This is a genomic window from Jidongwangia harbinensis (genome assembly GCF_020216025.1).
Lineage (GTDB): Bacteria > Actinomycetota > Actinomycetes > Mycobacteriales > Micromonosporaceae > Actinoplanes > Actinoplanes harbinensis.
The window spans coordinates 57,132-72,137 of the sequence record NZ_JAIWNC010000016.1; the positions used below are offsets into that span (position 1 = coordinate 57,132).

The 15,006-nt window shown below is 73.5% G+C and carries 14 protein-coding genes; 9 read left to right on the forward strand and 5 right to left on the reverse strand.

All coding sequences use genetic code 11. The annotated features are described in order from the left end of the window. The first annotated feature begins 169 nt into the window (after positions 1-169). The gene (locus tag LDL48_RS20845; protein ID WP_225256859.1) at positions 170-3,064 is read left to right on the forward strand and encodes a galactose oxidase family protein; all 2,895 of its coding nucleotides are present in this window, start codon (positions 170-172) and stop codon (positions 3,062-3,064) included. Between the two features lie 9 nt (positions 3,065-3,073). On the opposite strand, the gene LDL48_RS20850 is transcribed toward LDL48_RS20845, so the two are convergent. Beyond that, positions 3,074-3,640: a hypothetical protein gene (locus LDL48_RS20850; protein ID WP_225256860.1), complete on the reverse strand. Its 567-nt coding sequence runs from the start codon at positions 3,638-3,640 to the stop codon at positions 3,074-3,076. A 92-nt stretch (positions 3,641-3,732) separates the two neighbouring features. Here LDL48_RS20850 and LDL48_RS20855 point away from each other — a divergent pair, with 92 nt between their 5' ends. From LDL48_RS20855 to LDL48_RS20865, 3 genes are all read left to right on the forward strand, one after another. Beyond that, on the forward strand, positions 3,733-4,941 hold the full coding sequence (locus tag LDL48_RS20855) for an MFS transporter (RefSeq protein ID WP_225256861.1): 1,209 nt from the start codon (positions 3,733-3,735) through the stop codon (positions 4,939-4,941). Positions 4,942-4,951: 10 nt separating this feature from the next. Continuing rightward, positions 4,952-5,863 (forward strand): hypothetical protein, encoded by a 912-nt coding sequence (locus LDL48_RS20860; protein ID WP_225256862.1) that lies wholly within the window; start codon positions 4,952-4,954, stop codon positions 5,861-5,863. Between the two features lie 354 nt (positions 5,864-6,217). After that, positions 6,218-6,577, forward strand: coding sequence for an SRPBCC domain-containing protein (locus LDL48_RS20865; RefSeq protein ID WP_225256863.1), 360 nt, complete (start codon positions 6,218-6,220; stop codon positions 6,575-6,577). On the opposite strand, the gene LDL48_RS20870 is transcribed toward LDL48_RS20865, so the two are convergent. Together LDL48_RS20870 and LDL48_RS20875 are read right to left on the reverse strand one after the other, a co-directional pair. After that, positions 6,549-7,448, reverse strand: a complete 900-nt coding sequence (locus LDL48_RS20870; protein ID WP_225256864.1) for an alpha/beta fold hydrolase — start codon at positions 7,446-7,448, stop codon at positions 6,549-6,551. The two genes, LDL48_RS20865 and LDL48_RS20870, sit on opposite strands and share 29 nt — an antisense overlap. Next, positions 7,445-7,975 carry a helix-turn-helix domain-containing protein gene (locus tag LDL48_RS20875; RefSeq protein WP_225256865.1) on the reverse strand — a complete coding sequence of 177 codons (531 nt, stop codon included), beginning with the start codon at positions 7,973-7,975 and terminating at the stop codon, positions 7,445-7,447. Before LDL48_RS20875 ends, LDL48_RS20870 begins: the two co-directional genes overlap by 4 nt. Positions 7,976-8,034: 59 nt before the next feature. On the opposite strand from LDL48_RS20875, the gene LDL48_RS20880 reads away from it, so the two are divergent. Next, positions 8,035-8,265, forward strand: coding sequence for a DUF5522 domain-containing protein (locus LDL48_RS20880; protein ID WP_225256866.1), 231 nt, complete (start codon positions 8,035-8,037; stop codon positions 8,263-8,265). A gap of 66 nt (positions 8,266-8,331) precedes the next feature. Next, on the forward strand, positions 8,332-8,883 hold the full coding sequence (locus LDL48_RS20885) for a hypothetical protein (protein WP_225256867.1): 552 nt from the start codon (positions 8,332-8,334) through the stop codon (positions 8,881-8,883). Between the two features lie 6 nt (positions 8,884-8,889). On the opposite strand, the gene LDL48_RS20890 is transcribed toward LDL48_RS20885, so the two are convergent. Beyond that, a complete protein-coding gene (locus tag LDL48_RS20890) occupies positions 8,890-9,636 on the reverse strand; it encodes an iron-dependent transcriptional repressor DtxR (protein WP_225256877.1) in 747 nt (248 codons plus the stop codon). Between the two features lie 78 nt (positions 9,637-9,714). Here LDL48_RS20890 and LDL48_RS20895 point away from each other — a divergent pair, with 78 nt between their 5' ends. From LDL48_RS20895 to LDL48_RS20905, 3 genes are all read left to right on the forward strand, one after another. After that, positions 9,715-10,488, forward strand: coding sequence for an ankyrin repeat domain-containing protein (locus tag LDL48_RS20895; protein ID WP_225256868.1), 774 nt, complete (start codon positions 9,715-9,717; stop codon positions 10,486-10,488). A gap of 38 nt (positions 10,489-10,526) precedes the next feature. Beyond that, positions 10,527-11,711 (forward strand): acetoin utilization protein AcuC, encoded by a 1,185-nt coding sequence (locus LDL48_RS20900; RefSeq protein WP_225256869.1) that lies wholly within the window; start codon positions 10,527-10,529, stop codon positions 11,709-11,711. An 82-nt stretch (positions 11,712-11,793) separates the two neighbouring features. After that, on the forward strand, positions 11,794-14,337 hold the full coding sequence (locus tag LDL48_RS20905) for a bifunctional acetate--CoA ligase family protein/GNAT family N-acetyltransferase (RefSeq protein ID WP_225256870.1): 2,544 nt from the start codon (positions 11,794-11,796) through the stop codon (positions 14,335-14,337). Positions 14,338-14,407: 70 nt separating this feature from the next. Here LDL48_RS20905 and LDL48_RS20910 read toward each other — a convergent pair. Next, the coding region (locus LDL48_RS20910; RefSeq protein ID WP_225256871.1) for a sigma-70 family RNA polymerase sigma factor at positions 14,408-15,006 on the reverse strand (599 nt) is incomplete at its 5' end.

A 15,006-nucleotide genomic window follows, 5' to 3' on the forward strand; every position in this document is an offset into this window, starting at 1 on the left:
CGGGCCGGGTATCGCATCGGGCACCGGCGCCCGAGAACGCGGGCTGTGTATCGACGAGAACGCGGGCCGGGTATCGAATCGGACACAGTCGATGGCCGATCGACCCATTCCTCCCGCCGCCCCGGCAGGGTCCAATCGAAGGATTGACGGGGCTTGATGGGGGCGGGGAATGAAGCGGCGCGCAGGTGCGGCGACTCTGATCATGGCGCTGTTCACCGGCGTCGCCGTCGTGGCCCACGCGCCCGGTTCCGGGTCGGTGGCGGCCGATCCGCACGCGGCGCACGTCATGCCGCGTGGCGTGCCGGTGGCCGTGGCGTTGCCCGGTCCGGTGCCTAGGGACGGGTGGACGGTCCAGGCGGACGGCGCGACCACTCCGGACGTCGCGGAGCGGGCGGTCGACGGCGACTCCGACACGGTGTGGCGCTCCGGCGGCACGGCGTTGCCGCACACCATCGTGGTGGACACGCACAATCTGGTGGCGGTGAACGGACTCACCTACCTGCCGCCGGCCGACCCGGCGGACGGCCGGATCGGCCAGTACGCGGTGTCGGTCAGCACCGACGGCACCACCTGGGGTCAACCGGTCGCCACCGGTACGTTCGCCGACGACGACGTGCTCAAGACGGTCACCATCGGCACCGTGGTGACCCGGTTCGTGCGGCTGACCGCGATCACCGAGGCCGGCGGCCGCGGCCCGATCGTCGGCGTGGCGGAACTGGACCTGCTCGGCGGCGTCGACCCCGCCCTGCCGCGCAACGGCTGGACGGTCAGCACGGACAGCCAGGAGACCGCGGCGGCGAACTACGCGGCCGCCAACGTGCTCGACGGCAACACCGCCACGTTCTGGCACACCGCGTACAGCCGGCCCCCGGCGGCGGCGCTGCCGCACCAGCTCACCGTCGACCTGCGTACCCCGAATCTGGTGTCCGGTCTGAGTTATCTGCCCCGGCAGGGCGCGTCCCGCAACGGGGCCATCGGCCGGTACCGGGTGCAGACCAGCATGAACGGCACGACCTGGGGGCCGGCGGCCACGACCGGGTCGTTCGCCGACACCGGCACCGCGAAGACTGTCACGTTCAGCCCCGAACTGGCCCGCTACGTCCGGCTGACCGCGCTGTCCGAGGCCGGCGGCCGCGGCCCGTGGTCCAGCGCCGCGGAACTCAACGTGCTGGGCCGGGCCAATCCGACGCTCGCCCGGACCGGCTGGACCGTCACCGCGGACAGCCAGCACCCGGGCCTGCTGGCCGCGAGCGTGCTGGACGGCAACGCCACCACGATCTGGCACTCGGCGTACAACACCACGCCGGCGGCCCCGCTGCCGCACACGCTGACCATCGACACGAAGTCCGCCAGACCGCTGGGCGGGTTGACCTATCTGCCCCGGCCGGCCGCCGCGGCGAACGGCCGGATCGGCCGGTACACCATCGCCACCAGCACCGACGGTTCGTCGTGGACCACCCGGGTCAGCAACGACGCGTTCCCGGACAGCCCGGCCCTGCAGACCGCCGTCTTCCCCACGGTCACCGCCCGGTACGTCCGGCTCACCGCGCACTCCGAGGCCGGGCGGCGCGGGCCGTGGAGCAGCGCCGCGGAGATCAACCTGCTCGGGCCGAACGGTGCCGTGGTGGCGCAGCGCGGCCGGTGGAGCGCGCCCGTCGGGTTCCCGCTGGTGCCGGTGGCCGCGGCCCAGCTGCCGGACGGGCGGATCCTCACCTGGTCGGCGTACGCACCGAACGCGTTCAGCGGCGGGCGCGGCAAGACCGTCACGGCCACCTACGACCCGGTGGCCGGCGTGGTCTCCCAGCGCACCGTCACCGAGACCGGGCACGACATGTTCTGCCCCGGCATCTCCTACCTGCCGGACGGCCGGGTCATGGTGACCGGCGGCAACGACGCCGGCAAGACGAGCTGGTACGACCCGTCCACCGACGCCTGGACGACCGGGCCGACGATGACCACCCCGCGCGGCTACCACGCCAGCACCACGCTGTCGGACGGCCGGGTCTTCACCATCGGCGGTTCGTGGAGCGGCGGCATCGGCGGCATCGCCGGCACCCCGCACAAGGGCGGCGAGGTGTGGTCGGCGGCGACCGGCTGGCGGGCCCTGTCCGGCGCCCCCGCCGCACCGATGCTGACCGCGGACGCCAACCCGGACGGTGACTACCGCAAGGACAACCACGCGTGGCTGTTCGCCTGGAGTGGTGGGCGGGTGCTGCAGGCCGGGCCGAGCAGGCGGATGAACTGGTACACCACCACCGGCAACGGCAGCGTCACATCGGCGGGCGTGCGGAGCGACGACAACGACGCGATGAACGGCACCGCGGTGATGTACGACGCCGGCAAGATCCTCGCGGTCGGGGGCGCGACCAGCTACGAGGGGATCGGCTCGACCACGAACGCGTACGTGATCACGGTGAACGGCACCACGGTCAGCACCCGCAAGGTGTCCGAGATGGCGAACGCGCGGGCCTTCCACAGCAGCGTGGCGCTCCCCGACGGCAAGGTGCTGGTGACCGGGGGACAGAACTTCCCGGCGCCGTTCTCGGACAACACCGCGGTGCTGAGTGCCGAGCTGTGGGACCCGGCGACGGAGACGTTCACCCGGATGGCGTCCGCGGTGGTGCCGCGGACGTACCACAGCGTGGGTCTGCTCATGCCGGACGCCCGGGTCTTCACCGGCGGCGGCGGGTTGTGCGGCAACTGTCCGGGGAACCATTTCGACGGCGAGATCTTCACGCCGCCGTACCTGCTCAATCCGGACGGTACGCCGGCCGCCCGCCCGGTGATCACCGACGCCCCGGCGACCGCGGCCAACGGCGCGTCCGTGACCGTGGCGACGGACCGGCCGGTGACGGCGTTCTCGCTGGTCCGGATGGGCACGGTGACCCACACGGTGAACACCGACCAGCGGCGCCTCGCGCTCACCTCGACGGCCGCGGAGGGCGGCGGTTACCGGGTCACCATCCCGGCGGACCCGGGGGTGGCGCTGCCCGGGTACTGGATGCTGTTCGCGCTGGACGCCAAGGGGGTGCCGAGCGTGGCGAAGACGATCCGGATCGGCTGACCGGGCCGGTCAGCCGCGGGCCAGGTGGGCGCCGAACTCCTCGGGCGTGCGTACCCCTTGGTCCAGCACCGCCTGGTAGATCTCGAAGCCGCCGATCTCGTCCGGGTACTCCGGCCGGCGGTGCCACACGTCCTTGATCCGCAGGATCGCGACCCGCTGCTCGGCGGTCACCGTGCGGGCCAGCTCCTCGTGGTACGCGGTCACGTTGGCGTGATCGTCGTAGAGCCAGACGGACAGGTCGATCCGCCAGCCGCGCAGCGCCAACGTCACGTGGTACCGCTCGTCCCGCTGCTCGCCGGTGGGCGAGCGGTCGCCGCGCTCGTCGGTGTAGTCGAAGCCGGTCAGGCCGGGCAGCTCGACGGCCCGCCCGAGCAGCGCCAGCACGTCGTGCGGGCGGAATGACGGGCCGCCCAGCACCATGACGTCCAGGTCGGGCCACACCATCAGCCCGGACACGAAGCTGCCGGTCGGGATCGGCGCGGCCAGGCCGTCGAAGAGGCTGCCGATCGAGCCGAGCATCTCCCGTCCGGCCTGTTGCAGCTCTGCCTGGCGCCGATCGAGATGCTCGTCACTCATTGCCCGGTTGTAGCAGCTCCGTGCCGTACTGCCGAGCGATTAACCGGCCGGTGCCGTTCGCGGCCCGCCGCTTTAACGGTTAAGTTGAGGTGGTGACCGCCATCGACGACCGCGCCCGGCTGGCGACCGCCAAGGTCGCGGTCGGCGTCACCTTCACCGCCAACGGGCTCGCGTACGCGGGCTGGCTGGCCCGGGCCCCCGCGGTCCGCGACGACCTGCACCTGTCCGCGGCCGGCTTCGGGCTCCTGCTGCTCTGCCTGTCGGCGTCGGCGATCGCGGCCATCCCGCTCGCCGGACCGCTGGTCCAGCGGGTCGGCCCGGCGCGGGCCGTGATGCTGGGCTCCGGGTCGATGGTGCTCGGCCTGGTCGCGCTGGGCAGCGGTACGGCGCTCGGCTCGGTCCCGCTGGCCGGCGCGGGCCTGGTCCTCGCCGGAATGGGCAACAGCACCTGGGACGTCGCCATGAACGTCGAGGGCGCGGACGTGGAACGGCAACTCGGCCGTACCGTGATGCCCCGTTTTCATGCCGGCTTCAGCCTCGGCACCGTACTCGGCGCCGGCCTCAGCGCCGCGGCGGCCGCGTCCGGCGTCGCGGTGTCGACCCAACTCTTCTTCACCGCCGCCCTGACCGCCGCCGTGATGGCCGTGGTGGTCCGGCGGTTCCTGCCGCACCAGCCGCTGCCCGACGGCCAGAAGCCGGCGATGAACGTCCGGCAGGCCTGGCGGGAGCCGCGCACGCTGCTCATCGGCATGATCATGCTGGGCTTCGGCTTCACCGAGGGCGCGGCGAACGACTGGCTGGCGATCAGCCTGGTGGACGGCTACCACGCCAGCGAGACGGTCGGCGCGCTCGGCTTCGGCACGTTCGTCACCGCGATGACCCTGGCCCGGCTGTTCGGCGGGTACGGCATCGAGCGCTGGGGCCGGGTCACCGTACTCCGGATCACCGCCCTGTCCGCCGCACTCGGCCTGCTGCTGGTGGTGTCCGGTGCCGGGGTGCCGCTGGTGCTGCTCGGCGCGCTGCTGTGGGGTGCCGGCGCGTCGCTGGGCTTCCCGATCGGCATGAGCGCGGCCGCGGACGACCCGCTGCGGGCCGCGATCCGGGTCTCGGTGGCGGGTTCCATCGGGTACGGGGCGTTCCTCGCCGGTCCGCCCCTGATCGGCCTCCTGGCAGAGCAGTTCGGGGTGCTCCGGGCGCTGCTGGTGGTGTTCGGAGCGGTGGCGATCGGCCTGGCCGCGTCCGGCGCCGCCCGGCCGCTGCACCGCGTCGACGGGGCAGCGGGCGTAGATCATCCTGGATAGGCTCCCGGCCGTGTCTATCCGAACCTACGTCGGCCGTGGCCTGATGGTCGCCGCCGTCCTCGCCGGCACCACCCTGGGCACCGGGACGACCGCCCAGGCCGCCGAACCTTCCGTGACCGTCCAGGCCGGCCGCCTCGTGCTGGAGCCCGGTGAGCGCGGCTACCGCGGCCTCCTGCCGATCACCATCACGTACCAGGGCGACGAGCCCACCGGCGCCAACCTCGAGTTCGAGGAGCCGGTCGCGGGCTCCTTCGTCACCGTCCTCCCGTCCGAGGCCTGCATGTCCGGACCGTCGGAGACCGGCCGCCTGGACGTGAGTTGCTCGGTGGCGGAACTGCAGCCCGGGGAGACCCGCCGGGTCCGCCTCGAGTTCCAGGTGCTGACCGCCCCGCGCGGCCACGCGATGCGGGCGGCCGACACGACGCTCGAGGTCTCGCTCCAGTCCGACCCGGCGGTCCGGGCCACCGCCGCCGCCCGGACGCTGTTCCGGTCCACCACCGGTTCGCTGTCCAAGCCGCAGCCGTACACCCAGGACACCCGCTCCGACCTGTCGGTCACCGCGGGCGACGCGACGCTGACCCCGCAGCCCGACGGCGGCTTCGCCGGTCGGGTCCCGGTCACGGTGCACTGGGCCGGCGACGCGCCGCACTACGACCTGGACGCGCGGTTCGCGCTGCCGGCCGGCTTCACCTGGACCGGCACCGACCCGTCGGCACCGTGCGGCGAGAGCTGCCCGTTGCCGGGGGGCACGTACATGCAGGGTGAGAGCCGCACGTTCGACCTGCTGGTGAGCGCGGAACCGGGCATCGCGCCGGGCGCCACCGGCACCGGCTCGACGACCGTGTCGGCACAGTGGTTCGGGTCGCTCGACGACGTCGACCCGAGCGACAACACCGCGGAGTTCACGCTGACCGTCGGCTGACCACGGTCCGTCCGGGGCCGCCGGTCCGGTGCTTTCTGACGCTGGTGTTCCACTGGAGCGCTCCAGTGCAACACCAGCGTCGTCATACCGTCGCAGGTCCGCGCCGCTCGTGCAGTGCCGCAGTTGCGCCGAGCCTGCCGGTGCCACCGGTGTGTGGAGTTCGGGTGGGGTGGGTGCCGGAAGTTCGCACGGTTGGTGGGTGCCGCGGGTGTGTGTGGAGTTCGGGTGGGGTGGGTGCCGGAAGTTCGCACGGTTGGTGGGTGCCGCGGGTGTGTGTGGAGTTCGGGTGAGGTGGGCGCCGGAAGTCCGCACGGCCCGCGCGATCCACGCCCGGATGCCGCGGGTGGACGCGCGATGGCTGACCACGCTGTCCCGTGGGCGGCCGGCGTCCGTGCACCCGCAGGCGGCCGCGGACCCGCGACCGGGCGGCGCCTTCGGCGTCCGGGCCACGGCAGGGGATTCGCCGACGTCTACCGGGAGATGGACCCGCCGCGCCGGATGGTGCAGTCGTGGCGCCGGGGTGGTGACGACCGGGACAGCCGGGTGACGATCACGCTCACCCCGGCCGGCGGCGGCGCCGACCTGCTGGTGGTGCACGACCAGGTCGACGCGGAGACCGCGGAGGCGTACCGCGCGGGCTGGGCCAGCTGCCTGGACCGGCCGCCGGCCTATCTGGACCGTCCGGCTACCGGCCCTGGAGCAGGAAGTCGCTGATCACCCGCGCCAGCAGGACCGGCTGCTCGATCACCATGGCGTGCGAGGCGTCCGCCAGTTGGAGGTACCGGACCGGCGTGGCGGCCACCTGGTCGAGCAGGTAGCGGCGGTGGGCCGCGTACAGGTCGGCGAACGGTTCCTGTTCCGGTAGGTCGCGGGTGGCCAGCACGACCAGGGCCGGGCAGCGGATCGTGGCGTAGACGTCGCCGAGGTCCAGCTCGTTCATCAGCGTGCGCATCTCGGCCGCGGCCTGGGCCGACGGGCGCATCGACGTCTCGCCGGCGACGTGTGCCAGGTTGCGGCGGAAGCCCTCGATCCACACCTTCTCGTTGGCGCCCATGTCGCGGGCCGCCATCCGCTGACGTTCTACCAGGTCGGGGAGCTGGTCGGCCTCGATGACCCGGCCCATGCCGGCGTGCATGGTGTCGAACGCGGCGTGCAGCCGGGCCAGTTCGGCGGTGGCCTTCTCCGGGTCCATCCCGGGCAGGCGGTCCGGCCGGGTCGGCGGCGGGTTACCGTCCAGGCTCACCACGCCCGCCGCCTCCGGGTGCCGCTGACCCCAGAGCGCGGCGAGCATGCCGCCCAGCGAGTGCCCGACGATCGCCGGCCGGTGCAGGTCCAGCTGCACCACGACCGCGGCGAGGTCGGCCAGGGCGGCGTCCCACGTCCAGGTGCCGTCGCCGGACCGGCCGTGGCCGCGCAGGTCCATGGTGATCACCCGGTGGTGCGGACGCAGGGCCCGGGCCAGCGTGGTCAGCTGGGCCAGGTTGCCGCCCGCGCCGTGCAGGAGCAGCACCGGCGGGGCGTCACCGCCGAAGTCGCGGACGGCGATCGGCAGTTCGCCGGCGTCGATCAGGCGGTCGTTGATCACTGCTTCTCCTCGGAGGTGGGTTGCGGTCCGGCGTCGGCCGGACGCGGTGGCTGGTGCGTCCGCGGTGCGGTCGCGGGCGGGGTGGCGCGCAGCCGGTCCCGGATCGCGGACGTGGGCACCCCGCCGTTCGGGTGGCGGGGGAGCCGCCCCCGCCGGACCAGGTCGTGCACGCCCTGGCGGCTGATGCCGAGCATGGCGCCGGCGGTGGCGTAGGACAGCGACTCGGCGGCCGGGTGGCCGACCCGCCGGGCGACGATCTTTCCCAGCGGGGTCTGCCACCACTCGGGCGGCGGGTCGAAGGCGCGGTCGTCGGGGTGGAGCGTGGCGATCAGGCGGATCGCCGTGCCCAGCGCGGTGCTGTCGTCGCCGTGGCGCAGGCCGTCCGCCCAGCGCCCGGCCCGGATCCGGATCAGGTCGCGCAGCGCGTGCACCACGTCGTCGCCGTCGAGCAGCACCTCGAGCGGGTCCAGCAGCCGGACGTCGAGCATCCGGACGATCTGCTCGACCAGCGCCTCGCGATCATCCACCGGCACATCGTTCCGCCACTTGACGGGCGCTGTCAAGTAGCCTCGGCTAGGGTCGTCCGGTGGAGTTGTCGTCGCGCCCGCTGACCCAGCCGCACCCCACGCGGCTGGCGCCCGACCATCCCCGGCGCGCCGAGATCCTGGCTGCCCACGCCGCCGCCCTGGGCGAGGGACGGCCGGGCTACCTCGATCCGGAGACCGGACTGTTCGTGCTGACCGCCGGATTCCTCGCCGACCGCGGCACCTGCTGCGGACGCGGGTGCCGTCACTGTCCGTACACCGATGGTGCCTAAGTTCGACCTTCCGTAACCGCCGCCGTACCCCATAAGGTGTGGCCCGGCTCATTCGGGAGGACCAAGGTGCGTTCCCGTTCCATCGCGGTCGGCATCGCGGCCGCCCTGCTGGCGGTGGCCGGCTGCACCGAGGAGAAGCCGCCGGCGAAGCTGCCGCCCGTCTCGGTCGTCCAGCAACCCGCTGCCTCGGCCGGCGGCGCGTGCATCCTCTGGGACTACGGACTCCTGAAGAAGACGCTCGGCGTGACGTTTACGGTCGCGGCGTCGCAGAGCATCGGCGACACCTCCACCTGCGTGGTGCAGACCGAGGGTGGCGACGCGCCGTACCTCGTGCTGTCCGTGGTGGAGAGCACCAAGGCCGACGCCGCGACGTTCCTGGACGCCGCGATGCCCGCCAAGGCGACCAAGGTGAAGGGCCTCGGCAAGGCCGGTTACCGGCTGGTGCGCAAACCCGCCCGAGGGTACGGCCACAGCATCGAGATCGGCTGGCTCAGCGACGCCGGACAGGTGCAGACGCTGACCTACACGTTCGCCAAGGGCGCGCCGCGCGACCAGGTCGATCAGGGTTCGGCGCGCCTCGTCTCGCTGGCCAAGGCGCTGAGCACCACGGCCGGCTGATCCGGGTCAGTGCGCGTCCACGAACACCCGGGACGCCACCTCGCGCGGCAGGCTGATCTTGTCGCCGGACCGGTCGATGGTGACCGAGTCGCGCTCCTGCGCCACGGTGACCGTCGCGCCCGGGTCGATGCCGGCCGCGTGCAGCTGGCGCAGCACGGTGGCGTTGGTCTGCACGCTCTCGCAGATGCGCCGCACCACGACGCTGCCGGTCAGCCCGGGGAACGCGAGGTTCCGCTCGCCGACGCTGACCTGGGCGGCGCTGCTCTCCACCGGCTCGTCGTCCGGCACGCCGAGCACCTCGAGACCGGGGATCGGATTACCGTACGGCGAGCGGGTCGGCCGGTTGAGCAGCTCGTACACCTTCTTCTCCACCGAGTCGCTCATCACGTGCTCCCACCGGCAGGCCTCCTCGTGGGCCTCCTCGTAGGGCATGCCGATGACGTTGACCAGCAGCAGCTCGGCGAGCCGGTGCTTGCGCATGACCGCGACGGCGGCCAGCCGGCCCTGCTCGGTGAGCACCAGGTGCCGGTCGTTCTCGACGGTGAGCAGCCCGTCGCGCTCCATCCGGGCGACCGTCTGGCTGACCGTCGGACCGCTCTGGTGCAGGCGTTCCGCGATCCGGGCCCGCAACGGGGTCACGCCCTCTTCCTCTAGCTCGAGGATGGTACGCAGGTACATCTCGGTCGTGTCGACGAGATCGTGCTTATGAGCGCTCGACGAATTGCTGGTCGTGTTGTGCGTTCGGGCCGCCACGTATACCTCCAGGAGCTGCTGCAACGATTAATCCTAGTCGAGTTGTTTACGCACTGCCGAATCCCGGCGCGACAAGGCGTGACCGACGGGTCGGTGGCCGCTTCCGGCCACCCGCGGAGCGGCGCCGCCGCCGACCCGCAGGATGCGCCGATGGACGTGGTGCTCGCGACGACGGCGCTCCTGCTCCTGCTCGCCGTCGCGGTCTGGTGGTCGAGGCGGAGGCCGGTACGCCGGCCGGTGGTTCTCCCGCCGACGCTGCACGGCGCCGCGCGCCGCGGTGACGTGGAGCTGCTCGCCGAGCTGCTCCGCGCCGGTGCCGACCCGGACGCCACGGACCCGGGCGGCGACACCGCGTTGCACGTGGCGTACTACGAGAACCGGCCGGACGCGGTGGCCTGGCTGATCCGGCACGGCGCCGGGGAACGGGTGCGGAACCGGCACGGCTTCACGCCGGCCGAGATGCCGCGACTCGCCGAGGTGGTGCGGCTGCTGCGCCGCGGTGCCGACACGCTGACGCCGGTCGGCAGCGCGCACAAGCCGATCGGCACGTCGCTGCCCGAGCAGCTGCGCGCCGCGCCGGTCGAGATGTATCTGGCCGCCCTGGAGCGGCTGGTCACCGTCGACCCGGCCAAGCAACGGGTGGTGTACCTGGCGATCAAGCTCGGCATTCCCGGTACCGAGGAGGTGCTCTGCCGCCTGCTCTGGTGGATGGGCCGCGAGCCGATCGCCGAGGTGTACCTGAACTCGGGATCACCGGAGCTGCGCGCGTGCGCCCAGGAGTGGGCGGCCGCCCACCGGTACGAGATCGTCACCGCGACCGGCCATCACCACGTCACCTGGGGCGCCCTCTGAGCGGAGCCGGTTCGGCCGCACCGTGCGACGATGGCGGCATGGCGGACGGCACGACGGCGGTGGTCTGGGACTCCGCGTTCCTCGGGTACGACATGGGCGACCATCCGCTCAATCCGGTCCGGCTCGAGCTGACCATGGCCCTGGCCCGGGAACTGGGCGTGCTGGACCGGCCCGGGGTCCGGATGGTGTCGTCGGCGAGCGCGGACGACGCGGCCCTGACCCGCGTCCACCGGCCGGACTACCTGGACGCCGTGCGGGCGGCACCGAGCGACCCGTTCTTCACCGGATGGGGACTCAACACCCCGGACAACCCGGTCTTCGACCACATGCACGAGGCCAGCGCCCGGATCTGCGGCGCCACCATGGCGGCCGCCGACGCGGTCTGGCACGGCGAGGTGGGTGCCGCCGTGAACGTGGCCGGCGGCCTGCACCACGCGATGGCGAACCGGGCCTCCGGCTTCTGCGTCTACAACGACCCGGCGGTGGCGATCACCCGGCTGCTCGACGCCGGCGCGCAGCGGATCGCGTACGTGGACATCGACGTGCACCACGGCGACGGCGTCGAGGCGGCGTTCCGGGACGACCCGCGGGTGCTCACGGTCAGCCTGCACGAGACGCCGCTGGCGTTGTTCCCGGGCACCGGCTTCCCGACCGAGACCGGCGGGCCCGGCGCCGAGGGTACGGCGGTGAACCTGGCCCTGCCGCCCGGCACCGGGGACGCCGGCTGGCTGCGCGCGTTCCACGCCGTGGTGCCGTCGGTGGTCCGGGCGTTCGCCCCCGAGCTGCTGTTCACCCAGTGCGGGGCGGACGCGCACCGGGCCGACCCGCTCGCCGACCTGCAGCTGTCGGTGGACGGGCAGCGGGCCGCGTACCTGGCGTTGCGGGATCTCGCCGACGAGGTCTGCGCGGGCCGCTGGGTGGCCACCGGCGGCGGCGGGTACGCGCTCGCCGAGGTCGTCCCGCGCGCCTGGACGCATCTGCTCGCGGTGATCACCGGCGAACCGCTCGACCCGGCCACGCCCACCCCGCCGGGCTGGCGCCGGCTCGCCGCCGAGCGCTGCCCCGGTGCGGTGATTCCGCGGACGATGGGCGACGGCGTCGAGCCGCCGGTGGAACGCTGGGCACCGGGCACCACCCCGGACCCGGTGGACAAGGCGATCCTGGCGACCCGCAAGGCGGTCTTTCCGCTGCACGGGCTGGACCCGCAGGACGTCCGGGACTGACCGGACGGCGGGACCGGCCGGACGCCCGGGACTGGCCGGACGTTCGGTGCCGACCGGACAAGGTGGACCGAGAGGAGTCGTGGTGGACCGAAGTGCCGACGTTCTGCTCTCCGACGGCAGCGCGGTCCACCTGCGCCCGATCCGGCCGGACGACGCGCCGGCCATCGTCGAGTTCCACTCCAAGCTCAGCGACCGCACCCGGTACCTGCGCTACTTCTCGCCGTACCCGCGGATCCCGGAACGCGACCTGGAACGCTTCGTCAACGTCGACCACCGCGACCGGGAGGCGTTCGTCATCGTCAGCGGCCCGCGGATCATGGCGGTCGGCCGGTACGAGCGGCTCGGCCCGGGCTCGCCGGACGCCGAGGTGGCGTTCGTGGTGGAGGACGCGCACCAGGGCCGCGGCATCGGCTCGGTGCTGCTGGAACACCTCGCCGAGGCGGCACAGGAGAACGGCATCACCCGGTTCGTCGCCGAGGTGCTGCCGCAGAACGGCGGCATGCTCCGGGTGTTCAGCGACTTCGGCTATCAGATCCAGCGCAAGTACGACGACGGCGTGGTGCACCTGAGCTTCCCGATCGCGGCCACCGAGAAGTCTCGCGAGGTGCAGGAGAGCCGGGAGCACCGGACCGAGGCCCGGTCCATCGCACGGCTGCTGCAGCCGCGCGGCGTGGCGGTCTACGGCGCCAGCGCCAGCGGTCAGGGCATCGGCGCGGCGGTGCTCGGTCACCTGCGCGACGGCGGGTACACCGGCGCGGTGGTGCCGGTGCACCCGCACGCCGACCGGGTCAGCGGGCTCCCGGCGTACCCCAGTGCGGTCGGCGCCGGCGCGGACATCGACCTGGCCGTCATCGCCGTACCCCCGGAGGTCGTCGCGGCGGCCGTGGCGGACGCGGCCGCCGCCGGAGCGGGCGGGCTGGTGGTGCTGTCGGCCGGCTTCGCCGAGGCCGGCCCGGCGGGCGCGGCCGCGCAACGCGCCCTGATCGAGCAGGCCCACGCGGCCGGGCTGCGGGTGGTCGGTCCCAACAGCATGGGCCTGGCCAACACCGACCCCGGGGTACGCCTGAACGCCACGCTCGCGCCCCGGCTCCCGGCGGCCGGGCGGGTCGGGTTCTTCAGCCAGTCCGGTGCGCTCGGCGTGGCCCTGCTGGCCGAGGCGGACCGGCGCGGGCTCGGCCTGTCCAGTTTCGTGTCGGCCGGCAACCGCGCCGACGTGTCCGGCAACGACCTGCTGCAGTACTGGCAGGACGATCCCGGCACCGATGCCGTGCTGCTCTACCTGGAGACGTTCGGCAACCCGCGCAAGTTCGCCCGGCTGGCGCGCCGGATGAGCCGGATCAAGCCGGTGGTCGCGGTGGCGTCGGCGACCCGCCCGCCCGGCCTGGCCGGCGACCTGCCGGGCCCGGACGCGAACGCGGTGACCGCGCTGTTCGCCCGCTCCGGCGTCATCCGGGTGGACACCGTGGCGGAACTGTTCGACGTCGGCATCCTGCTCGCCCACCAGCCGCTGCCGGCCGGCCGGCGGGTCGGCGTGGTGGGCAACTCGTCCGCGCTGTCCGGCCTGGCGGTGGCGGCCTGCCGGGCGAACGGGCTCACCGTCGCGGACGGCTATCCGCACGACATCAGCCCGCAGGCGTCGGCGCACGACTTCGCCGACGCGCTCGCCGACACGGCCGTCGACGAGCGGGTGGACGCGCTGGTGGTGGTGTTCGCGCCGCCGCTGCCCGGGCAGCTGCCGGACGAGGACACCGACTTCGCCGCGGCGCTGGGCAGCGTGGCGCTGGCCGGGGAGAAGCCGACGGTGGCCACGTTCCTGCTGGGCGCGCTGGCCAGCCGGGTGCCGTCCTACCCGTCGGTGGAGGAGGCGGTGCGGGCGCTGGGCCGGGTCGCCGCGTACGCCGACTGGCTGCGCCGCCCACCCGGCGTGGTCCCGGCCCTGTCCGGCGTGGACGCCGCGCCCGACCTGGACGGACCGCCGGCCGAGATCCTGGCGTCGTACGGCATCCCGGTGGTCCCGTCCACCTCGGCGTCCACCCTGGACCAGGTGTTGTCGGCCGCCGCCGAGGTCGGCTACCCGGTCGCCCTGAAGGCGGCCGGGCGGGCCCTGCGGCACCGCATCGATCTGGGCGCGGTGCGGCTGGCACTGGCCGACCCGGACGACGTCACCGCCGCGTACGCCGAGCTCAGCGCCGCCTTCGGCCCGGACGTGCTGGTGCAGACCATGGTGCCGCCCGGCGTGGCGTGCACGATCGAGATGGTCGAGGACCCGGCGTTCGGCCCGGTGGTCGGCTTCGGCCTGGGCGGCGTGGCCAGCGAACTGCTCGGCGACATCGCCTGGCGCGCCGCGCCGCTGACCGACCGGGCGGCCGAGGCGCTGGTGGACGAGCCGCGGGCGGCGCCGCTGCTGCACGGGTACCGCGGCTCCGCGCCGGTCGACCGGGACGCGCTGATCGACCTGTTGCTGCGGGTGGGCCGACTGGCCGACGACCATCCACGGATCCGCGCCCTGTCCCTGAACCCGGTACTGACCCGCCCGGACGGCTACTCGGTCCTGCACGCCGCCATGGAGATCGGCACCGCCGGCACCCGCCGCGACTCCGGCCCCCGCCGCCTGTCCACCCCTTGACGCACGGAAAGGCCGGTCGCGGATGGCGACCGACCTTTCGGGTGGTGACGCCGCGGGGGCGTTACCGCGTTCAGCTGGCGTACGCCTCCAGGCGGGACGCGCGCTGCGGGTCGCGCAGCTTGAGCATGGTGACCTTCTCGATCTGACGGATCCGCTCGCGGCTCAGGCCGAACTCGCGGCCCACCTCGTCCAGCGTGCGCTGCCGGCCGTCGTCCAGGCCGAAGCGGAGCCGGATCACCGCGGACTCGCGCTCGCTCAGCGTGGCGAGCACGATCTCCACCTCGTTGCGCAGCTCACCCTGGGTGACGCCGTCGCCCGGTTCGCCGCGCGGGTCGACCGCCGCGACGAAGTCGCCGAGTGCGCTCTCGCCGTCGTCGCCGACCGCCTGGTCCAGGCTGACCGGCTCGCGGTCGTACGAGATGAGCTCGATGACCTGGAACTCCGGCACCCCCATCGCCTTGGCGATCTCGGCGATGTTCGGTTCGCGTCCCAGCGAGGTGGCCAGGTCACGGCGGGCGCGCACCATCCGGTTGACCTGCTCGACCATGTGCACCGGGATGCGGATGGTGCGGGCCTGGTCGGCCATGGCGCGGGTGATGGCCTGGCGGATCCACCAGGTGGCGTACGTGGAGAACTTGTAGCCCTTGGTGTAGTCGAACTTCTCGACCG